The sequence below is a fragment of the Sulfurihydrogenibium sp. genome, from assembly GCF_028276765.1.
GTDB lineage: Bacteria > Aquificota > Aquificia > Aquificales > Hydrogenothermaceae > Sulfurihydrogenibium.
The window spans coordinates 13,612-33,193 of record NZ_JAPYVU010000010.1 but is presented as its reverse complement, the minus strand read 5'-3'; the positions used below and the strand labels follow the sequence as shown (position 1 = coordinate 33,193).

Below are 19,582 nucleotides of genomic sequence, written 5' to 3'. Positions count from 1 at the left end.
ACAAGTAAAGATTGATTGATAAACATTTTTTGTCATTCTGCAGCCGGCGAAGAATCTCGTACTTTTATAAACGAGAATATTGGAGGGAGTTAGATGGCAATTGACGAATTTGATAACCTACAAAAAGAGATAGAATCTATGAAAAAAAGATATGCAAAAATCATTAGAGAAAAAGAAAAATCAAGAAAAAGACAGCAGGATGTTCATTTCACTGATAAAGACAAACAGATATTGATAGAATCTTTCGTTATCGGTGCTTTGATAGAAAATGTAATCACGAAGACAATCTCAAGATTAATATGATTGACCTAAAATTTGAAAAAATAAAAAAGTTCATTTCAGAGACATCTAAGGAAACTTCTATTTACATAGGTTCAGATTCAAAACAGTATAGAGATTCAACAATCTTCGTGACGGCGGTTGTAATTCATATAGATTCTTGCAGAGGAGCAAAAATCTTTTATAGTTTAAAAAAAGAAAGAAAAATAAGTTCTTTACGAGAAAGGCTGATGAAAGAAGTTGACCTATCTGTTTATACTGCTTTAAATTTACTTGACTGTATTGATGGTAGAAAATTAGAAATACATTTAGATTTAAATCCAAACGAAAATCATAAATCAAACATTGTAGTAAGAGATGCAATTGGATATGTCTTATCTCAAGGTTTAAAGCCTGTTTTAAAACCTAACTCTATCGCAGCATTTTCAGTTGCTGACTATCTTTTAAAACATCTTTAAAGTTCAGATAAAACGTCAAATATATGTTTTAAATTTCCTTTCACTTTTACCTTTCCAGACATTAGATACCTAATTATGTTTGCTTTATTTTCTAAAGACTTTATCAACTGCTTGTATGAGATTGTTATATGATTGTTAATATCAGATTTTTTATGCTCTAAATGTTTTAAAATCTTGACTCCATGCTTATTAATCTCAACATCTACTTTTGAATCATTGCTTAAAACAACGGTTAAGAAAATAGGCTCGCTTACGTTATTCAGCTTATGTTTATGTTCGTTGTTTATTTTTTCAATAAGCTCTTCTAAATGTTTTATCTCTTGGTCTATCATATCTCTGTTTTAATTTGAACTATTTTTTCTTTTCCGGCTGTTAATCTTTGAACTAATCTTTCTAATTCTTCTTCTGCTGACTCTTCGGATAAAAAAATTCCAAGTATAGCAGGATTTAGAGGCTGGGGAAGATATGCGATTATCTCAAAGACTATTTGACGTTTTCCTTCTATTTCCATCTTTTCTTCTTCAATGGCAAATCCTATTATACTATCAAGCTTTAAATATCTTCCACTTCTTGTTTTAATAAAAGTCATAACTCCCCCCAAGTATAAAACCCAATCCTGTTAAACAAAAATGCTACTATACATTTAAAATTTACTAAAAAAATTAACTATATGTCCCGTGAAAAATTCAATAAAAGTAGGAGGCTCTTCGCCGGCTGCAGAATTACAATTAAGATTATTCTTTTCTGATATTTATCAACCAATTTTCTGTCATCCTGAGGACTTTAGTCCGAAGGACCTCCCTTCTCGCTTATTGCTGGTTCTCTTCTTTCTTCTCTGCTGTAGCTTGAACTTGTTCTTCTTTTATTGCTTTTTTTGCACCTTCAACTGCACCTGTTGCCGCATATGTAACAACTTTTACGGCTTTTTCTGCAATTTCCATGGCAGTTTTAGCCACTTCTGATGCTGTATCTGTAACTTTTTTTACAACTTCAAGAGGAAGCTTAGTAATATCTTTTTCCTCAGACATACCAATTTTTTTTCTTAACTCTTCTAACTCAGCTTTGATTTTCTCAAGTTCTTGTTGTAAATTTTTTTCTTCCATAATAATTACCTCCTAAGATTATTTTTCTTTAAATATAGGCTTGATAGCATTTATTCCCATTAATACCGAAGCTCCATTGTTAATAATTGTCGACATAACAGGATTAAACACACCTGTAAGAGAACCTATTAGTCCAATTGTATTTACAACTTTATTAATCATGAAGTTTTGTTTAATATTATTCAATGCATCATCAGAAATTTTGAAAGCATCGATTAACTGATACATACTCTCACCAATTACGACGTCGGCTACTTCTATAGCAATATCAGCACCGCTTCTGATTGATATTCCAACATCTGCAACGGATAAAGCCGGAGAATCATTTACTCCATCACCAACAAACGCAACCTTTCTACCTTCAGCTTTAAGTTTCTTAATTATTTTTGCCTTTTCGTCCGGAAAAGCACGACCGTAGTATTTCTTGATTCCTACCGCCTGAGCTATCTTCTTAACAGCATCCTCATTATCACCACTACATAATATTACTTCTCTTCCCATACTTTGCAATATTTTTACAACTTCTTTACTTTCCGGCTTTAATGGGTCTGATATTCCAAATAAAGCAACGATTTTTCCTTCTTTAACCAAATAAAGTACCGATTCACCTTTATCATGTAATTGATCTACGATTTCTTTAATTTTTTTGCTAACTCTTATATGTTTTTTCTCAAGAAGTTTAGAACTACCAAGCATTAAGTGGGTATCATTAACCTCACCTTCTACACCAAGTCCTATATGATAGTCGGAATTTTTTCTTGGGAGTATATCAATGCCTCTTTTAATAGCAGTTGCAACAATTGAACGAGCTACAGGATGGACAATACGCTGTTCTAATGACGCTCCAAGCTGCAGAGCTTCTTCTTCAGAAATTCCAAAGGTTACAATCTCAGTTAATTCTGGATGTCCTACTGTCAAAGTTCCTGTCTTGTCAAAAACTACAGTATCAACTTGATTTAAAATTTCTAAATGTCTTCCGGATTTAATCAATATTCCTTTTTTAGCCGCCAAGGATAGATGGGATAAAATTGATAAAGGTGTTGATACATGAATTCCTGTGTGATAGTCAATAATCAGCGTAGATGTAACTCTGTTTATATCTCCTGTTAAAGCGTATGCTAAGCCTGCCAAGCCAAAGGTTGGAATGACAAATTTATTAGCCTCTTCTTCTGCTTTTAACTGTGCTTCGATTGGTTGGTTTGCAGCTTCTTCTATAATTTTTACAATCTTGGCTAATGCTGTCTCATCTCCAACCTTTTCAGCCTTTATGTAAAGCTTTCCATCTTCTACAAATGTGCCTGCATATACAGGGTCTCCAACCTTTTTATGAACCGGGTTTGATTCTCCCGTTAATGATGCTTGGTTTACAAGAGCATCACCGTTAATAACTATTCCGTCAACAGTTATTTTTTGACCATCGTAAACTACGATTATATCACCTGGCTTTACCTCATTTACATCTTTTTCAATTACTGTATTTTCATCAACAACTACAAATGCTTTGTCGCTTTTATAATTTAAAAGCTTTTCTATCTCTACATGAGCTCTTTGCTCTGTTTTTTCCTGAATTACATCACCAAGCGATAAAAGCCATGTCATAAGCAAAGACGAGAAATGATTTCCATTGATAATGGATAATGCTATTGCTGAAGAATCAAGTGAATGAACATCAATCTTGCCTTTTTTGAGAGAGTTAAAGCCTTTGTAAAATACCGGTAGTGCAAGACCAAAAGCTATACCCGATAAAACTCCGCCCGGCAACAACCCTCTTGCCATAAATGGTATAAAAGAGAGTGTATTTAAGAAAAACCATTTTTTTGGAGAGATTATATCTTCTTTCTCTTCTGCTTGGGTTTTCTCAGACCCATTTGATGAAAGAAGAGAGAGTATTAACTCTCTATCCCCGTTTTCAAAAATAGAATAAAAATTAGCTAAATCAAATGAGGCAGGGTCATAGTAGATAGTCAGCAATCCTGCCTCTTTTCTTGCAATAACTTTATTAACACCTTTTAGACTGCCAAAATAATTAATAAAAGCTTGATTTGATACTGTTAAATATTTAAATAATTCGCTGTAAATCTTTATTTTTCCAATTCTTAGCTCTTTTACTTTATACGGGATAGCCATTTTTTATCCTTCAACTTGTTCTTTTGTTTCTACTGGTGGTAATTTTTTTAATTCTAAAGCTCTAACGGCTGCTTCAATCTCTCTTTGCATTTTTTCAATTTTTCTTTGCTCTTCTACTTTATTAACTATATATAATCCCAAAACTCCAATTCCAACGCCGAGAGCAAATGAGAATGGATTAGAACAAAAAACTCTTCCTGCAATTCCGAGTATATTCATACCTTTTACCTCCTTATAAAGATGATTTTAATTTTTCTAAAATTTCTTGTTGCTTTTGAAGAATTTCTAACTTTCTTTCAATTTCAAGTTTGTACTCATGCTTTGCTTCAGCTATCACATCTTCCCAAAATTCTTTTGATTCTTCTATATTAGAATTTAACCACTGCTGGAAAGATATAACTTCTTTTGTAGCGCTCACCAAAAACGGCTTGGAATTTCTTAAAAGTTGATTTATAATCACAATTGCACCAACTGCACCAATACCGTAAAGTAAGCTGGTTGTTGAAATACAACTACCAATTGTAGCAGGAACTCTTAAACCTAATAAATTCATAATACAACCTCCTATAATTTATTTTTAATAAATGGACTAACACCTAAACTGCATATTGTAAAAGTGATAAAACCTCTTTTAGGTCCAAGTATTAACATATTCCAAAATGCTTTTGTAATGTTGTTTTTTATCAAAGGATTGATATAAAAAAATATATCTTCTTTGTCTAAGCTGTAATCTATTTTCATACTTTTAAGTGAAGGTATGATAAAGTTTTTTAAAAAATAATCAAATTGTGAATCTACTTCAAATTTAATAGTTAGTGAATTAGCTGTTTCTTTAATATCTTTAATACCTTTTAAACCATCAATATTTTTCACAAAGTTTCTTTTTTCAAGCTGATTTTCAAACTTAAATCTAACCCTTCCGGGTATATAAGATTCAACCTTCATTACTGTTTCTCTTCATAGAAATGTATTTTATAAATTCTACATTTTCTTTAAATTTATCCAAAATTTCTTGGATTTTCAATACTTCTTTTAGATTTTTTGGGTCTTCTAACAGGTATGTTAAAAGAATTCTTTTATTTCTATGTAATGTTTTTTCTGTTTGAAGCAAATACTTATTCAATAAGAAATCATCTTTATTTTTTGAAAATGTTTGTTTAATAAGATTTCTGTAATCTTTCACCAAGTCTTTAAAATTTAACAAAAATTGCTTGACAACCTCTTTCTCTGGATTTAAATCTTTAACCATTTGTAATATAAGGATATTGTCTTGAAGAGTCTTTAAAAACATTTCACTAATACTTTCTTCTAAATCTTCCATATCTTCTATGTTGATATCACTGAAAATCTTATTTAGCTTATGGATTATTTCTTCCAAACTTTCAATACTTTCAATTTCATGAATCAAATATAAAGTCGCATATAGATTTTGAACTGGCTGATGTCTAATCATTTCCATCTTGCACACCTCTAAAGTTAATTTATTATACTTTTATTTTAGTGATTTTGTGTTAAGGAAATATTAAGATTTTGTTAAGATTTATTAAAATCTGTTTAACGGGTTATTAAATAGTAAGCCAATCAATTACAAAACAAATTCAGTTTATACAGTCTTTGATATGATATTATTTTTAACATGAAAGTTAGTGTTATTATTCCGGTTTATAATGGTGAAAAGTATATAACTCAAGCGATATTATCTGCTCTTGAACAAACGTATAAAGATACGGAAATAATCATTGTTGATGATGCATCTACAGATAAAACCCCTAAAATAATTCAAGAAAAATTTAAAGAAGAATTACAGTCAGGAAAGATAAGATATTTTAGAAACCAATCAAATAAAGAAAGGTCTTATACAAGAAATAGAGGTTTTCAAGAGTCTAATGGAGAATATATATTTTTCTTAGATTATGATGACGTGTGGGAGTCTGATTATATAGAAAATTCTATAAAAGAATTGAAAAACTTTGATATTGTGTACTCTTTTCCAAGGACTTTTATAGATGAAAATGGAAACATAAAAAGAGTTTCTAAAAAGAAAATAGATGTTGATGCAGGAAAGGTTATCTTTTCAGGAAATATAGGATATCCGTCGGCATCAGGGTTTAAAAGAGATAAATTTTTAAAATTTAGGGAAGATTTAAGTTATAGGGAAGATTGGGAACTTTTTTTAAGAAGCTATTTAAATGACTTAAAGATAAAGATTTTAGATAATAATAAAATCAAAATTAGAGAACATGCAAATAGAACAAGTAAAAACAATATTGAAATGATGCTTTCCACATTAAAGCTGTATAAAGAATATAAAGATAGAATTCCAAAAGAATATAAAGATTTTTTTTATTTTCATGTAGGTGAAATGTGTTTAAGGTTTGGAAATCTTCCAGCTGGTTGGCATCTTGTCATTAAATCTTTTAAAAATCCAGAAATCTTTAATAAAAGAAATATTATTAATCTATTAAAATGGGGATTTAGATTAGATAGGTTTATATCTTATCTCATTCACTTGAGGACATTCTAAAATTCCTGCAAGTTGTGAAAATGTATGAGCAAGTTTACTTTTATCTGTCCTAAAACTTCAGTTCTAAAGATCTTCTTTTTAAAAAGTTAGAACTGGAGATTTTCATGGCTGCAGAATGGTTATTTGGTTTTCTGCAAGCAGTCTCTTAATTATCTTGAGAATGTTTTAAACTGTGCTATAATATTATAATGTCTTGGAGAGGTGGCTGAGTGGTCGAAAGCGGCTTCCTGCTAAGAAGTTGTCGGGGGTAAAACCCCGACCGCGGGTTCGAATCCCGCCCTCTCCGCTCTTAAAAATTTATCACTAACCAAAGTCCAAATAAAGTAAAGATCAACGTTGGAATTGTCAGAATTATACCAACTTTAAAATAGTATCCCCATGAAATATTTATTCCTTTGTTATTAAGTACATATAACCACAGAAGTGTAGCCAAAGAACCTATTGGTGTTATTTTTGGTCCTAAATCACACCCAATAACATTTGAATAAGCCAATATTTTTGCTGTTTGTATAGGTAAATTTGCTTCTTCTATGGCAAGGTTTACAAGCATTACAGATGGCATATTGTTCATCACAGAAGATAAAAACGCTGATAAAAATCCTGTTGTAAAAATAATTACAAAATTTCCATACTCTACGGATTTGGCTATAATTTCAGCTAATATATTAGTAAATCCTGCATTTTTTAGACCATAGACTACAATATACATTCCAACTGAGAAAACAACAATATGCCATGGTGTCTCTTTTGTTAGAATAAACTTTAAATCAATGACTCTTTCTTTTAATGAAGCAATGGCAAAGATTACAGCTCCAAGTCCGATTATAAAGGAAGTTGGAATTTTATAATGTTCTCCAACAAAGAAAGCAATTAATAAAAATGCAGAGATAATCCATGTAAGCTTAAATAGAAATTTATCTTTTATGGCGTATTTTGGTGGTTTGTCTTCTATGGCTTCTAAATCAATTTTCTTTATTAAATCTTTTCTGAAAAATAGATAGGTAAAAATTATTGTTGCCAAAAGAGAAAAAATGTTTACAAAAACCATCACAGAAGCATACTCAAAAAATCCTATTTTAAAAAAGTCTGCAGTAAGTATATTTACAAGATTAGAAATTACAAGCGGTAGGCTTGTTGTGTCTGCTACAAATCCACTTCCCATTATGTATGGAAGCATATATTTTTGACTTAGTCCAAGATGTTTTATCTTTTGATAAACAATTGGTGTTAGAATTAATGCTGCTCCATCGTTTGCAAAAAATGCAGAGATTAAAGCTCCAAGGAGTAAAAGATATACAAATAAAACTCTTCCATCACCTTTTGAAAGCTCTATCATATGCAGTGCAGCCCATTCAAAAAATCCTATTTTATCAAGAATGATTGATATAAAAATGATTCCTAAGAACGCTAAGGTTGGGTCCCAAACTATCTCTACAACCCTGTAAACATCCTTTATTGATACTACACCAAGGACTAATGCTAAAATTGCTCCAACCGTTGCAGTCCATCCAATGCCTATATTAAACGGCTTTTTTATGATAAAAAATAATACGATGAAAAATAAAAGATAAGCGGTTAGACTGCTCATTTCTTTCACTCAATCTCTTTTATAAGCCTTTCAACTTTTTCTTTGATCTGGTCTCTTATTTTTCTAAATGCTTCGAGCTTAGCGTCTTCAGTTGGTCCAATTACTCTTGCTGGGTCTGGTAATCCCCAATGTTCAGTTTTTGCTCCCGGCACAACTGGACAAGTTTCTGCAGCATCTCCGCAGAGAGTAATAACATAATCAACTTCATTGATAGGAATTTCATCAATATGTTTAGAGTACTGCTGTGAAATGTCAATACCATCTTCAGCCATTACCTTTATTGCCAATGGATGAACATAGCCTGACGGATTAGAGCCTGCTGAGTAAATTTCTACATCTTTTCCATACAACTTAGCAAAATATTTTCCATACCCTTCTGCCATTTGAGACCTTGCGGAGTTTCCTGTGCAGATAAAAGCTATCTTTTTCATCTTAAACCCTCCAAAATATGATATTAAATAAATATCCGGCTATAATGATTGATACAGAAACAATGCCTGCAAATATAGCAATAAGTTTTGGCTTCATTATCTGTTTTAAGATAACAAATTCTGGAAATGATAAGGCTGTAGTAGCCATCATAAAGGCTAATGCAGTACCTATTGGCACACCTTTATCTATTAATGCTTGAATAACCGGCAAAATACCGGCAGAGTTAGAATATAAAGGAACGCCTATAATTACAGCCAATGGCACAGATAAAAACCCGGCTGAATTCATAATGCTTTTTATTGCTTCCTCCGGTACATATCCATGGATAAAGCTACCTATTCCTATTGCAACGATTATATAAATTGATATTTTTCTTAGAATGTCTTTTACATTGTTTTTTGCAAACTCTATTCTTTCTTTAAAAGTCATCTGTTTTTCTTCAGCTTCTCCGAAAGATAGTTCAAAAACATAATCTTCTATAAGATGTCTTGGGTTTAATTTTTCAATAAAAAACCCGCTTATTATAGCAACCGCTACACCAAACACAACATAAGCCAAAGCAACTTGAAAACCAAAGGATGCAAACAACAGCCCAAGTGCAACTTCATTAACCATTGGAGAAGATACTAAAAATGCAAACGCAGCCCCAAGTGGAATTCCTGCCTCTACAAATCCAATAAACATTGGAACGGCAGAACAAGAACAAAAAGGCGTAAAAATACCAAGAATAGCAGCTAATGGAATTGCAATAACTTTATGCTTAGATAAAATCTTTCTTGTTTTTTCAAGTGGAAAATAGCTTCTGATAAAAGATACTGCAAAGATTATTAGCGTTAAAAGTGTAAAGATTTTTAAAGTATCATAAATAAAAAAGTGTGCTACTTCGTATAGTTTATCACTTGGATTTAGATTTAAAATATCTTTTGTAATATAAGTAGCTATGCTGTCGTAAATTTCAAACATCTTAATCTTGTGTGATTAATTCTTCAATTGTTTGTGGTGCAGGAATTGGCGTTCCAACATGTTTTACTTTGCCATCAACTACCAAGACAGGCGTTTTCATAGTTTTATATTTAGCCAATTCTCTAATATCTACAATTTTTTCAACCTCTGCTGGAATATTTTTGGATTTTACGATTGTACTTACTACATTATAAAGAAGCTCACAGTTATTACAGTTAGAAGCACTAATTATTTGAATTTTTTTCATAATTTCTCCTCCTGATTTATACCACAGCATCCAATTTCTTCTTTATCTAACTCTATATCTTTTATAAATTCTAAGACAGCTTTTAAAAGTGGGTTTTCTTTGTTTAGTGAACAATAAACCCATCTACCAACCTTTTTACAGGTGATAACATTAGCTTCTTTTAAAACTCTGATATGGAAAGATACATGAGGCTGAGACAGCTTTAACAATCTCATAAAATCGCAAACACAAAGCTCAGAATTATCCATAAGCATTCTGACTATCTTTAATCTACTTTCGTCTGATAAGCTATGAAAAAACTGTCTTAACTTTTTCTCTCTCATAATACAATATTGTATAAAAAATTTTTTATATAAATAATGACTTATATCATAGAAAAATACGTTAGATGAGAAATTGGGTAAAAGTGGGAGTTTCTTCGCTTGCTACAAAACGACAATTTGGGTTTTTAGAACACTCCTGCATTAAAATTAATCAAAAAATCTAAATTTTATGATATAATAGTTTTCTTAAATAACCACACTTCCATCATAAGGGTTGCCCGTTTGGGTGTTTTATGTGGAAGTGGAAGACTAAACCCTTAAAGGAGGATTTTTTATGGCAGTAGAAATTAGCATGAGAGAACTCTTGGAAGCAGGTGTTCATTTTGGACACCCGGTAAGAAGATGGAACCCAAAAATGAAGCCGTACATCTACACAAAGAGAAACGGCATTCACATCATAGACCTTTCAAAAACAGTTCCACTCTTCAGACAAGCTCTTGAATTCGTTACGGAGCAAGTAGCAAACGGTGCAGAAATACTTTTCCTTGGCACAAAAAAACAAGCTCAAAACATCATAGAAGAGGAAGCTAAAAGATGTGGAGCTTACTATGTTAACTACAAATGGCTCGGCGGTATGTTTACAAACTTTGCAACTGTTAAGAAAAGCATTGCAAAATTAAGAAAGCTGCAGAAAATGGAAGCTGAAGGTGTATTTGAAGTTTTACCAAAAAAAGAAGCAAGAGCTTTAATGAAGCAAAAAGAAAAGCTTGAAAAGTATCTAAAAGGTATTGTTGATATGGACAGAGTTCCGGACATTATATTTGTTGTAGATACAGTAAGAGAAAATAACGCTGTTACAGAAGCTAACAAACTCGGCGTCCACGTTGTAGCTATTGCAGATACAAACTGCGACCCGGACAAAATAGATTATCCAATTCCGGGCAATGATGATGCTATAAAAGCTGTTCAATTGATTACTTCTAAAATAGCTGACGCTGTAATAGAAGGCAAAAAGATGAGAGAATCTATCGGAACAGCTGTAGAAACAAAAACCATTGAAGAAGAGCTTTTAGCCAGAGCAGAAGCTGCTAATGTTGTAGAATCTGGATATATGGGAGCTAAAAATTATTCAAAAGAAGAAAGGCTTTCTGAAAGTTATAGAAAAAGAAGTTAAGTCTAATATAGATGAAGAAATAGAAGAAGCTAAGGAGGAGCTTTGATGGCTATTGATGCAAAATTAGTTAAGACTCTTAGAGAAATGACCGGCGCTGGCATGCTTGAATGTAAATCAGCCTTAGAAGAGGCTAACGGTGATTTAGAGCTTGCGGTTGAAATATTAAGAAAAAAAGGCGTTGCAAAAGCTGCTAAAAAAGCTGGAAGAGAGACAAAAGAAGGATTGATCCATGCATACATACATCCTGGTGGAAGAGTTGGCGTTCTTTTAGAATTAAACTGTGAAACAGACTTCGTTGCTAGAAACGAACTTTTCAAAGAGCTTGCTAATGAAATAGCTTTACAAATTGCCGCTATGAAGCCACAGTACGTTAAAAGAGAAGATGTTCCAAGAGAAGTTGTTGAAAAAGAAGGAGAAATTGCAAGAGAAGCTGCAATTGCAGAAGGAAAACCGGCTCACATTGCAGAAAAAATAGCAGAAGGAAAATTAGAGAAATTCTATAAAGAAGTATGCTTATACGAACAACCTTACATTAAAGATGACAAAAAAACCGTTGAAGAATTGATAAAAGAATATATAGCTAAAATTGGTGAAAACATTCAAGTTAGAAGATTTTGCAGATACGAACTTGGAGAGTAAAAATTGCCGTTAGTTTATAAAAGAATTCTTTTAAAGCTTTCCGGAGAAGCATTGATGGGGGATCAAGAGTATGGAATTGACCCCCATTTTGTCAGTGAACTTTGTGATGAGATAAAAGATGTTTATGAAATCGGCGTTCAGATTGCTATAGTCATAGGTGGTGGAAATATTTTCAGAGGTATTCAAGGTACTGAAATAGGAATGGATAGAGCTACTGCTGATTACATGGGAATGCTTGCAACGGTTATGAATGCTCTTGCACTTCAGGATGTTTTAGAGAAAAAAGATGTGCCAACAAGGGTTATGTCTGCTATTGAAATGAGACAAATAGCTGAGCCGTATATCAGAAGAAGGGCAATAAGACATTTAGAAAAAGGAAGGATTGTTATATTTGCTGCCGGAACAGGCAGTCCATTTTTTACAACAGACACAACGGGAGCTCTAAGAGCTGCCGAGATAAAAGCAGACATTCTTTTAAAAGCTACAAAGGTTGAAGGTATTTACGACAAAGACCCTGAGAAACATCCTGATGCTAAACTCTTAAAGGAAATATCTTATTTAGATGCAATAAACAAAGACCTTAAAGTTATGGACCATACAGCTATAACCTTATGTATGGAAAACAAGCTTCCTATCGGAGTATTTAACATAAAGAAAAAAGGTAATCTTAGAAAAATCGTTTTTGGAGAAGATGTAGGCTCAATAGTTAGATAAGGAGGGTTGAAATGATAGAAGAATATCTTAAAGAAGCAGAAAAAAGAATGAAGGGGGCAGTTAATAAATACAAAGAAGAACTTTTAGGAATTAGAACAGGTAGAGCTTCTACAGGGTTGGTTGAAAATATAAAAATAGATTACTACGGAGCAGAACTTCCTTTAAAACAGCTTGCAACAATCTCAACTCCAGAACCATCCCAAATCGTAATCCAGCCATGGGATAAATCAGCTGTAAAACTAATAGAAAAAGCGTTAATGGAAGCAAATCTTGGAGCAAATCCACAGACAGAAGGTAGTGTCATAAGATTACACCTTCCGCCGATGACAGAAGAAAGAAGGAGAGAAATTGTAAAAATGATCCATAAGTTTGCAGAAGAAGCAAGAATAGCAATTAGAAACATAAGAAGAGATGAAAAAGAAAATATAGAAAAACTCAAAAAAGAAGGCTTTTCAGAAGATGACATCAAGAAAGCTCTTGAAAAACTTCAAAAATTAACAGACAAATACATAGAAGAAATCAACCAGCTTACAGAAGCTAAGGAAAAAGAAGTTCTATCCATTTAAATCCCTTAAATCAAATACTCTTTGAAATTTATGATAAAATTTATAAATTAGATTGTACTATTTTTTAATAACTTTGAGGTTAGTTTATGAAAGTTGAAGATAAGGTAAAGGAATTACTTTTGCCTATTTTAGAAGAAAGAGACTTTAAGCTTGTGGACATTGAGTTTGTACCAAGCAAAAGACCAATTCTGCGTATTTACATATACAATCCGGAAGGTACATCCATAGATGATTGTGAATGGGTAAGCAAAAGAATAGGAGCTTTACTTGATGTTGAAGATTTAATCGATAAAGCATATGTCCTTGAAGTTTCTTCACCAGGGTTAGACAGGAAATTTAAGAATATAGAAGAATACGATATTTTTAAAGGCAGAGATGTAGTAATAAAAACGAAAGAACCTATCAATGACAAAAAAGTGTTCAAAGGTAAACTATTAGGTTTGGAAGATGAGAAAGTAAAAATTAAAGAAAAGGAAGAAACCATAGAGATTCCATTAGAAAATATTATCCAAACAAAATTAGACTTTTAAGCATAGGGGTGGACATGTCTGTAAAACTAAAGAATGTAATAGAAACCATATCAAGAGAAAAAAATATTCCTGAAGATGTTATAGAAAAAGCATTAAAAGATGGTATTTTAACAGCTGTAAAAAAAGAGTTTAAATTAAGGGAAAAGGATGCTGTAAGAGTTGTTTTTGATAAAGAAAAAGACGAATTAAAAGTTTTAATCAAGAAAAAAGTCACGCCGTTTGTAGAAGATGAAATAAAAGAAATTGCTTTAGAGGAAGCAAAAAAATACGACATAAACGCAGATTATGGAAAATATGTATACGCTCCATTAAACCTTGAAGATATTGGAAGAATTGCTTTAAGCGTTGCTAAAGAGGTAATAGCTAAAAAAGTTTCAAAGGTTGAAAGAGATATTTTATATAAAGAGTTTAAAGATTATGAAGGAAAAATAATAACCGGGACTGTTAGGAGATTTGAAGGTGATGATATAATCGTAGACTTAGGAAGAATTGAGGCAATTTTACCAAAGGAGGAGCAGATTCCAAAGGAAAAATACAAAATAGGTGATAGAATAAGGGCTTTGGTTTTAAAAGTTTCTAAAAAGAATACACATCCAATTATAGAAAAAGGAAAGTTAAAAAGGGTCTTAAAAGTTTTCGAACCACCAATAGTTATACTTAGTAGAACACATCCTAACTTTCTTAAAAAATTATTAGAAATAGAGGTTCCTGAAATTGCAGAAGGTGAAATCGAGGTTAAGGCAGTTGCAAGAGAGCCCGGAGAAAGAGCAAAAGTAGCAGTTTATTCAAAGGACGAAAATATAGACCCTGTAGGTGTTGTAGTCGGCTTAAAAGGTAGCAGAATTCTAAATGTTTCTTCAGAACTATCCGGCGAAAAAATAGATGTTATAGAATGGGATGAAGACCCAGCAAAATTCATTATTAGAGCTTTAGCTCCTGCAAAAGCTAAAAAATATAGACTTCTTCCAAGAAAAAAAAGAATAGAAATTGCTGTTCCAAAAGATGAACTTTCCTTAGCAATAGGAAAAAACGGGATAAATGCAAAATTAGCTCACAAATTGACTGGCTGGCATATAGATATATTAAGCGAGGAAGATTTTGAGAGAATCCAAAAACTACCAAGCACGTAATGGATTTAGAAGCTGAAAAGAAAGTCGTATCACTACTACAGTTTGCTTACAAGTCTGGAAAGCTGAGGTTTGGATATGAAAATTTACATAAACTTAAAGGAAGGTACTTTTTGATTTTGGCAAATGACCTTTCAGAGAATACGAAAAAGTATATATTAAAGTTAAATAGATTTGAAATTTATTTTTTCAAGAATAAACAGGAGCTTGGAAAAATTTTTGGAAAAAATAATGTTGGTGTTATTGCAGTTTTAGAAGATAATTTAGGCAGAGAAATAAAACGTTTTTTAAAAGGATAGGAGGTTAACAACAGTTGCTATCTTCTGTAAAAAAGTGTAAAAAGATGTATAACAAAAATATAAAAACAAAAAGCGTAAAATTGTGAATTATAAAAAAAGAGTAAATAAAGATGATAACACTACAATGCCTACTTGAATTTCAAAATACGCAAGATAAAGAGATTGTATTAAATTTAATGCGTAGATTTTCATCTGCTATGAGATATGCATACCAAAGATTATTAGAAGGCGAAAAAAGAAAAGATTTAAAAAAACAACTATCAAAACTATTTAACATAAACACAAGATACTCAGATGATGCTATATTTTTAGCACAATCAACAATCACATCATGCGAAAAAAGAGGTCAAAATCCAAAAAAGCTTATATTTGGCTCAAGGAAAGTGTTTGAGCAACTAAAGAAAAACCACCTAACAGGAAAAAGAAGAAAACAGTTAAAAGCAAAATGGAAAGAAAGCAGACAAGGAAATTTATATTCAAGAGGAGATAAATCTAGACAAGGAAATCTAAATCTAAGATTTGAGTGGATAGATAATGAGCTTTATTTGAGAATAAACATAGGAGACAGACAATATATCTACGCAAAAGTAATTAGAGATGTCAGAAGAGAAAAAGACAAATGGATAGATTTTATGTTCATGCTTGAAAATGCATATAAATACAAAGAATGGTTCCCATATTCAGTCAGACTAAAAGTAAAAAACGGTAATGTATACGCTTTTATATCCATAGAAGAAAAACTACCATCTATAAAAATCAAGAAAGACAATGGAATAATAGGCATAGACGTAAACGCATACCCATTTCATTTAGCATTAGCTTTTGCAAGTAAAGACGGAAATTTAGAAAAGTATCAAAGCATTAATTTAAACGAATTATTAGAAGTAAATTCAGAAAAAAGACAATACTTAGAATGGCAAATAGCACACAGGATAACAGAGATAGCAAAAGAAGAGGGAAAAGCAATATCTATAGAAAATATAAATAAACTACCAAAGGGCAAAAGAGGAGATGGATTAGCAAAATTAAGAAGAAGAATGCAAAAATGGAGCTATAAAAGATTATTAGAAAAAATAGAAGTTTTAGCAAGAAGAAATGGAATAGAATTAGTAAAAGTCAATCCTGCATATACGTCAGTAATTGGAAAACTAAAATACGCACCACAGCACAACATAGACAAAGACATAGCAGGAGCTTATGTAATAGCGAGAAGAGGATTGGGATATAAAGAAAAACTACCAAAGAATTACAAAGAGCTGTTAAGTGATGTTGATTTTCTATCATACACTATAGCAAAAATTGAAGATAATATCGCAAAATTAAAACAAAAGTTAAAAGAAGAAAACAACGAATACAAAAGAAACAAACTAAAAAGCAAATTAACAAAATTCAGAAAAAACCTAAAAACACTACAAAACCACGTCTCACATTTCACATCTCACGTTTCACGTTTAGAAAGTGGAAAGAGTGAGTCAGCTACCCAACAACCTGTCAACCAACGGAAGGAACAGGTGAGGGGTCTGCCTACAAGCAGACATAAAAGCTGGCAAGTTCTTTCCATAGCCTTAGCCTTCTGCTGTCTTGAAAGATCCTACAGAGATCTTTCTCCCTTGAAGCGTGTAATCGTTTCAAAGGATTGGATAGCAGTGGCTAACAGGTTAGCTCCTGCATGCTTGGCGGCAGGGACTATGACACTTCCAAAATACCGCCTGTCAGGGTCGGAAGTGTCTGAAATGGCGGAATACAAATACCCTGACCCAAACTGTGCAAGCTGATACACTTTTTCACGTTTCACGTTGAACGTTGAACGTTTCACGTTTTTACAGTTTTGTACAGTTTGGTTGACCAGGTTGAAATGAAGCTTAAAAAGTTTTTAACAATCGCTGGATTGGTAGGACTTACTGCAATTGGTGCGTATGCCTTAACTTTACAAGAAGCAGGAATAGAAAATCCAGAAGGCAAGTCTGTAATGCTAAAAGATGTCCCCCCGGAACCAAGATTGTATGCAATTCCTCCTGAATGTAATTTAAAAGATAAAGAATCTTTAAAGAAATTGGCTGAAAAAGGAAAAGAAGTTTTTAATACAGTTGCAAAAGGAAACTGCGTTGCTTGTCATTGTGCTAAGGATGCAAAAGGATGTGGAAACATAGGACCAGATTTAACAGGTTATAAAAACGGACTTTTTAAAGCTCCGGGTTATAGAGGAGAAGAAAAAACCGTAGACTGGCTATATCAAAAAATCGCCGATGGAAGAATACTGATTCCTAAGGATTTAGAAAATATTCCATACTATCATATAATGACAGTTCAAATTACAACAGGACAGCTAACATACGAAGAAGTTTGCCAATTAACAGCATACGTACTAAGTCAGGAGTAATGTATGAAGCTTAAAAGCTTTATTTTGATTTTTGTATTAACTTTGTTTGGCATTTCAAATGCAGAAATAAACTGGGTCCCTCTTTATAAAGCTTTTGAAATAGCAAAAAAGGAGAATAAGCTTATTTTTGTGTATATTTACTCACCATCTTGTCATTACTGCGACATGATGGATTTTAACGTATTTGACAGTAGAAAAGTTGAAGATATGCTAAATGGGCAGTTTGTTCCTGTAAAATTAAGAAAATGCAGTAAAGAAGGCATAGAGTTTAGAAAAAAATACGGATTTGTAGGAACGCCAATGTTTTATTTCTTAGAACCGGATGGAAAGAAAATTAAAGCAATCTTTGGAGCCTGGGAAGAAAAAGATTTTATCAAAATTTTAGAGTATTTCTCATCCGGAAGTTATAAAACGATGGATATGAACGAATTTTTTATGAAAACAAATTAGGAGGTATTTTTATGAACAGAAGAGAGCTTTTAAAAGGAGCAGCACTGGCTGTTTCTGGTCTAACGTTCGGCAGCTCATTGTTATCTAATGTCTTTGCTGTTGAGCTTGCAGACGCACCACCACCAAAAAAACCTTATGAAGAAGCATTAAAAGAAATTACCGGAGGAAAAACAGTCACTGATTCAGACAAAGTAAAGCTTATTGCTCCGGAGATTGCAGAAAACGGGGCTGTTGTGCCGGTTACTGTAGAAGTAGAACTGCCAATAGAGCAGGTTAAAGCAATTCATATCTTAGCAGACAAAAACCATAATGCTCGTACGATGAGCGTTGAGTTTACTCCGGCTAACGGAAAGGCTTACATCTCAACGAGAATAAGACTTGCAGAATCTATGAACGTTGTCGCTATAGCACAGCTTGCAGATGGTAGCTTTATTAAAGCACAGAAGCCTGTAAAAGTTACAATAGGCGGATGTGGATAATCAATAATTAAGGAGGATTGAAAGATGCCAAGAACAGCAATGGTAAAAATAGACCCAAAAGATTACAAAAAAGATGACTTAATCAAAGTCAATACAGTTATAATGCATCCAATGGACACAGGTTTAGTAAAAGACAAAGAATCTGGAAAGTATATTGCAGCTAATCATATTACAGACGTAGAAGTGTATTATGGAGATGAAAGAATTACTACCATGAAACTTTCCGGCTCTGTAAGTGCCAATCCCTTTATCTCTTTCTATGTAAAAGCTACCAAAACTGCACCTTTAAAAATCATTTGGAAAGATAACAAAGGGGACGTTACAGAAAAAGTAATCGACATAAATGTAGGATAATCTGTGCTGAGGGCTATTTTAGCCCTCTCTTTTTTAAAATTCCTTAAGGGAGGAAAATTGGCTATGAAATTAAAGGGTAAACTATTGCTTTTTGGAGCCTTGGTTTTAGCTTCAGCATTTAGTGTAAATAAAGCAATTTCACAAGAAGCTGGACAAGCTATATCAGAGGAAGATTTAGCATTATATAAAACTGGAATAAACCCGGGAGAAGTTTTTGCTCAGGAAGTTGGTGGAAAGCTGTTTAATACACCTATGGGAAAATCAAATAAATCCTGTGCATCTTGCCACAGTGAAGAAAAACTTAAAAAAGCTGTTGGAACTTATCCAAAATACAACGAAAAATTAAACGCTGTAATATCACTACAGCAAAGAATTCAGATGTGCCAAAAACTAAATCAAGGTGTTGAAAACCCTTTCCCGCTTAAAAGTGAAGAAAACACTGCATTACTTACATACTTAAAGTATATAGCATCCGGAGAAAAAATTAACGTAGATACATCATCCAACCCGGTTGTTAAAGAGTACTATGATTATGGAAAGTATGTGTTTGAATTAAAAAGAGGAAAAAGAAATTTATCATGCCAAACCTGTCATGAATATGCTGCTGGAATGGTTTTGAGAATGCAGAAACTAAATCCTCTTGGGCATGAATTTAATGGAATAAAAGGAACAACCGCTGCTGCCCATTGGCCTGGTTATAGAATGACACAAAGTAAAGTTGTAACAATAGAACAAAGATTTCAACAATGCATGAGTCAAGCAGGTATGAAAGTTCTACCTCTTGGCTCAAAGGAGATGGTAGCATTAGAGCTTTATGTAACATCATTAGCAAATGGGGCAACCATAGAAGCACCAGGACTTGTTAGATAAGGTGAGAAAGGAGGTG

Annotated in this window: 29 protein-coding genes and 1 tRNA gene; 17 read left to right on the top strand and 13 right to left on the bottom strand. The window is 32.7% G+C overall.

Going from position 1 to position 19,582, the window contains the following annotated elements; genetic code table 11:
- The first annotated feature begins 93 nt into the window (after positions 1–93).
- Positions 94–303, top strand: coding sequence for a hypothetical protein (locus tag Q0929_RS02865; RefSeq protein ID WP_299238073.1), 210 nt, complete (start codon positions 94–96; stop codon positions 301–303).
- Positions 300–737 carry a ribonuclease H-like YkuK family protein gene (locus tag Q0929_RS02860; protein ID WP_299228431.1) on the top strand — a complete coding sequence of 146 codons (438 nt, stop codon included), beginning with the start codon at positions 300–302 and terminating at the stop codon, positions 735–737. Before Q0929_RS02865 ends, Q0929_RS02860 begins: the two co-directional genes overlap by 4 nt.
- On the opposite strand, the gene Q0929_RS02855 is transcribed toward Q0929_RS02860, so the two are convergent.
- The 8 genes from Q0929_RS02855 to Q0929_RS02820 form a co-directional block, all read right to left on the bottom strand.
- Positions 734–1,069 carry an SCP2 sterol-binding domain-containing protein gene (locus tag Q0929_RS02855; RefSeq protein WP_299238072.1) on the bottom strand — a complete coding sequence of 112 codons (336 nt, stop codon included), beginning with the start codon at positions 1,067–1,069 and terminating at the stop codon, positions 734–736. The genes Q0929_RS02860 and Q0929_RS02855 overlap by 4 nt on opposite strands.
- Positions 1,066–1,326, bottom strand: coding sequence for a hypothetical protein (locus tag Q0929_RS02850; protein WP_299238071.1), 261 nt, complete (start codon positions 1,324–1,326; stop codon positions 1,066–1,068). Before Q0929_RS02850 ends, Q0929_RS02855 begins: the two co-directional genes overlap by 4 nt.
- Before the next feature lie 220 nt (positions 1,327–1,546).
- A complete protein-coding gene (locus Q0929_RS02845; protein WP_299238070.1) occupies positions 1,547–1,840 on the bottom strand; it encodes a hypothetical protein in 294 nt (97 codons plus the stop codon).
- Positions 1,841–1,858: 18 nt separating this feature from the next.
- Positions 1,859–3,967, bottom strand: coding sequence for a heavy metal translocating P-type ATPase (locus Q0929_RS02840; protein WP_299238069.1), 2,109 nt, complete (start codon positions 3,965–3,967; stop codon positions 1,859–1,861).
- Between the two features lie 3 nt (positions 3,968–3,970).
- A complete protein-coding gene (locus Q0929_RS02835; protein ID WP_299238068.1) occupies positions 3,971–4,186 on the bottom strand; it encodes a hypothetical protein in 216 nt (71 codons plus the stop codon).
- Between the two features lie 13 nt (positions 4,187–4,199).
- Positions 4,200–4,520 carry a hypothetical protein gene (locus Q0929_RS02830; RefSeq protein WP_299238067.1) on the bottom strand — a complete coding sequence of 107 codons (321 nt, stop codon included), beginning with the start codon at positions 4,518–4,520 and terminating at the stop codon, positions 4,200–4,202.
- Between the two features lie 11 nt (positions 4,521–4,531).
- Entirely contained in the window at positions 4,532–4,912 is a 381-nt protein-coding gene (locus Q0929_RS02825; RefSeq protein WP_299238066.1) for a hypothetical protein, read from the bottom strand.
- A complete protein-coding gene (locus Q0929_RS02820; protein ID WP_299238065.1) occupies positions 4,902–5,426 on the bottom strand; it encodes a hypothetical protein in 525 nt (174 codons plus the stop codon). The genes Q0929_RS02825 and Q0929_RS02820 overlap by 11 nt, the downstream gene beginning before the upstream one ends.
- Positions 5,427–5,603: 177 nt before the next feature.
- Between Q0929_RS02820 and Q0929_RS02815 the strand changes: the two genes are divergently transcribed.
- Together Q0929_RS02815 and Q0929_RS02810 are read left to right on the top strand one after the other, a co-directional pair.
- Positions 5,604–6,491, top strand: a complete 888-nt coding sequence (locus Q0929_RS02815) for a glycosyltransferase family 2 protein (protein ID WP_299238064.1) — start codon at positions 5,604–5,606, stop codon at positions 6,489–6,491.
- Between the two features lie 195 nt (positions 6,492–6,686).
- Positions 6,687–6,777 (top strand) — tRNA-Ser (locus Q0929_RS02810).
- A gap of 3 nt (positions 6,778–6,780) precedes the next feature.
- On the opposite strand, the gene Q0929_RS02805 is transcribed toward Q0929_RS02810, so the two are convergent.
- From Q0929_RS02805 to Q0929_RS02785, 5 genes are read right to left on the bottom strand one after another with little or no spacing between them, the layout of a single operon-like run.
- Positions 6,781–8,079: an arsenic transporter gene (locus tag Q0929_RS02805; protein ID WP_299238063.1), complete on the bottom strand. Its 1,299-nt coding sequence runs from the start codon at positions 8,077–8,079 to the stop codon at positions 6,781–6,783.
- 5 nt (positions 8,080–8,084) lie between these two features.
- On the bottom strand, positions 8,085–8,510 hold the full coding sequence (locus Q0929_RS02800) for an arsenate reductase ArsC (RefSeq protein WP_299238062.1): 426 nt from the start codon (positions 8,508–8,510) through the stop codon (positions 8,085–8,087).
- Position 8,511: 1 nt separating this feature from the next.
- Positions 8,512–9,474 (bottom strand): permease, encoded by a 963-nt coding sequence (locus Q0929_RS02795; protein WP_299238061.1) that lies wholly within the window; start codon positions 9,472–9,474, stop codon positions 8,512–8,514.
- Position 9,475: 1 nt separating this feature from the next.
- Positions 9,476–9,721: a thioredoxin family protein gene (locus Q0929_RS02790; protein WP_299238060.1), complete on the bottom strand. Its 246-nt coding sequence runs from the start codon at positions 9,719–9,721 to the stop codon at positions 9,476–9,478.
- On the bottom strand, positions 9,718–10,044 hold the full coding sequence (locus Q0929_RS02785) for a metalloregulator ArsR/SmtB family transcription factor (RefSeq protein ID WP_299238059.1): 327 nt from the start codon (positions 10,042–10,044) through the stop codon (positions 9,718–9,720). The genes Q0929_RS02790 and Q0929_RS02785 overlap by 4 nt, the downstream gene beginning before the upstream one ends.
- A 274-nt stretch (positions 10,045–10,318) precedes the next feature.
- Here Q0929_RS02785 and rpsB point away from each other — a divergent pair, with 274 nt between their 5' ends.
- The 13 genes from rpsB to soxA all read left to right on the top strand — a co-directional run bounded on the left by rpsB (position 10,319) and on the right by soxA (position 19,566).
- Positions 10,319–11,158 carry a 30S ribosomal protein S2 gene (gene rpsB / locus Q0929_RS02780; protein ID WP_299238058.1) on the top strand — a complete coding sequence of 280 codons (840 nt, stop codon included), beginning with the start codon at positions 10,319–10,321 and terminating at the stop codon, positions 11,156–11,158.
- A 45-nt stretch (positions 11,159–11,203) separates the two neighbouring features.
- Positions 11,204–11,797: a translation elongation factor Ts gene (tsf, locus tag Q0929_RS02775; protein ID WP_299238057.1), complete on the top strand. Its 594-nt coding sequence runs from the start codon at positions 11,204–11,206 to the stop codon at positions 11,795–11,797.
- 3 nt (positions 11,798–11,800) lie between these two features.
- Positions 11,801–12,511 carry a UMP kinase gene (pyrH, locus tag Q0929_RS02770; RefSeq protein WP_299238056.1) on the top strand — a complete coding sequence of 237 codons (711 nt, stop codon included), beginning with the start codon at positions 11,801–11,803 and terminating at the stop codon, positions 12,509–12,511.
- Positions 12,512–12,522: 11 nt separating this feature from the next.
- Positions 12,523–13,077, top strand: a complete 555-nt coding sequence (gene frr / locus Q0929_RS02765; protein WP_299238055.1) for a ribosome recycling factor — start codon at positions 12,523–12,525, stop codon at positions 13,075–13,077.
- 86 nt (positions 13,078–13,163) lie between these two features.
- Positions 13,164–13,607 (top strand): ribosome maturation factor RimP, encoded by a 444-nt coding sequence (gene rimP / locus Q0929_RS02760; RefSeq protein WP_299238054.1) that lies wholly within the window; start codon positions 13,164–13,166, stop codon positions 13,605–13,607.
- Positions 13,608–13,621: 14 nt separating this feature from the next.
- Positions 13,622–14,737, top strand: coding sequence for a transcription termination factor NusA (gene nusA, locus Q0929_RS02755; protein ID WP_299238053.1), 1,116 nt, complete (start codon positions 13,622–13,624; stop codon positions 14,735–14,737).
- A complete protein-coding gene (locus Q0929_RS02750) occupies positions 14,737–15,033 on the top strand; it encodes a 50S ribosomal protein L7ae (protein ID WP_299238052.1) in 297 nt (98 codons plus the stop codon). The genes nusA and Q0929_RS02750 overlap by 1 nt, the downstream gene beginning before the upstream one ends.
- Before the next feature lie 110 nt (positions 15,034–15,143).
- Positions 15,144–16,808 carry an IS200/IS605 family accessory protein TnpB-related protein gene (locus tag Q0929_RS02745; RefSeq protein ID WP_299238051.1) on the top strand — a complete coding sequence of 555 codons (1,665 nt, stop codon included), beginning with the start codon at positions 15,144–15,146 and terminating at the stop codon, positions 16,806–16,808.
- 80 nt (positions 16,809–16,888) lie between these two features.
- Positions 16,889–17,413 carry a sulfur oxidation c-type cytochrome SoxX gene (gene soxX / locus Q0929_RS02740; protein WP_299238050.1) on the top strand — a complete coding sequence of 175 codons (525 nt, stop codon included), beginning with the start codon at positions 16,889–16,891 and terminating at the stop codon, positions 17,411–17,413.
- Positions 17,414–17,416: 3 nt separating this feature from the next.
- On the top strand, positions 17,417–17,863 hold the full coding sequence (locus tag Q0929_RS02735; protein WP_299238049.1) for a DUF255 domain-containing protein: 447 nt from the start codon (positions 17,417–17,419) through the stop codon (positions 17,861–17,863).
- An 11-nt stretch (positions 17,864–17,874) separates the two neighbouring features.
- On the top strand, positions 17,875–18,342 hold the full coding sequence (gene soxY / locus Q0929_RS02730; protein ID WP_299238048.1) for a thiosulfate oxidation carrier protein SoxY: 468 nt from the start codon (positions 17,875–17,877) through the stop codon (positions 18,340–18,342).
- Positions 18,343–18,366: 24 nt separating this feature from the next.
- Positions 18,367–18,696, top strand: a complete 330-nt coding sequence (soxZ, locus tag Q0929_RS02725; protein ID WP_299238047.1) for a thiosulfate oxidation carrier complex protein SoxZ — start codon at positions 18,367–18,369, stop codon at positions 18,694–18,696.
- A gap of 63 nt (positions 18,697–18,759) precedes the next feature.
- Positions 18,760–19,566, top strand: coding sequence for a sulfur oxidation c-type cytochrome SoxA (gene soxA, locus Q0929_RS02720; protein WP_299238046.1), 807 nt, complete (start codon positions 18,760–18,762; stop codon positions 19,564–19,566).
- Positions 19,567–19,582 lie beyond the last annotated feature (16 nt).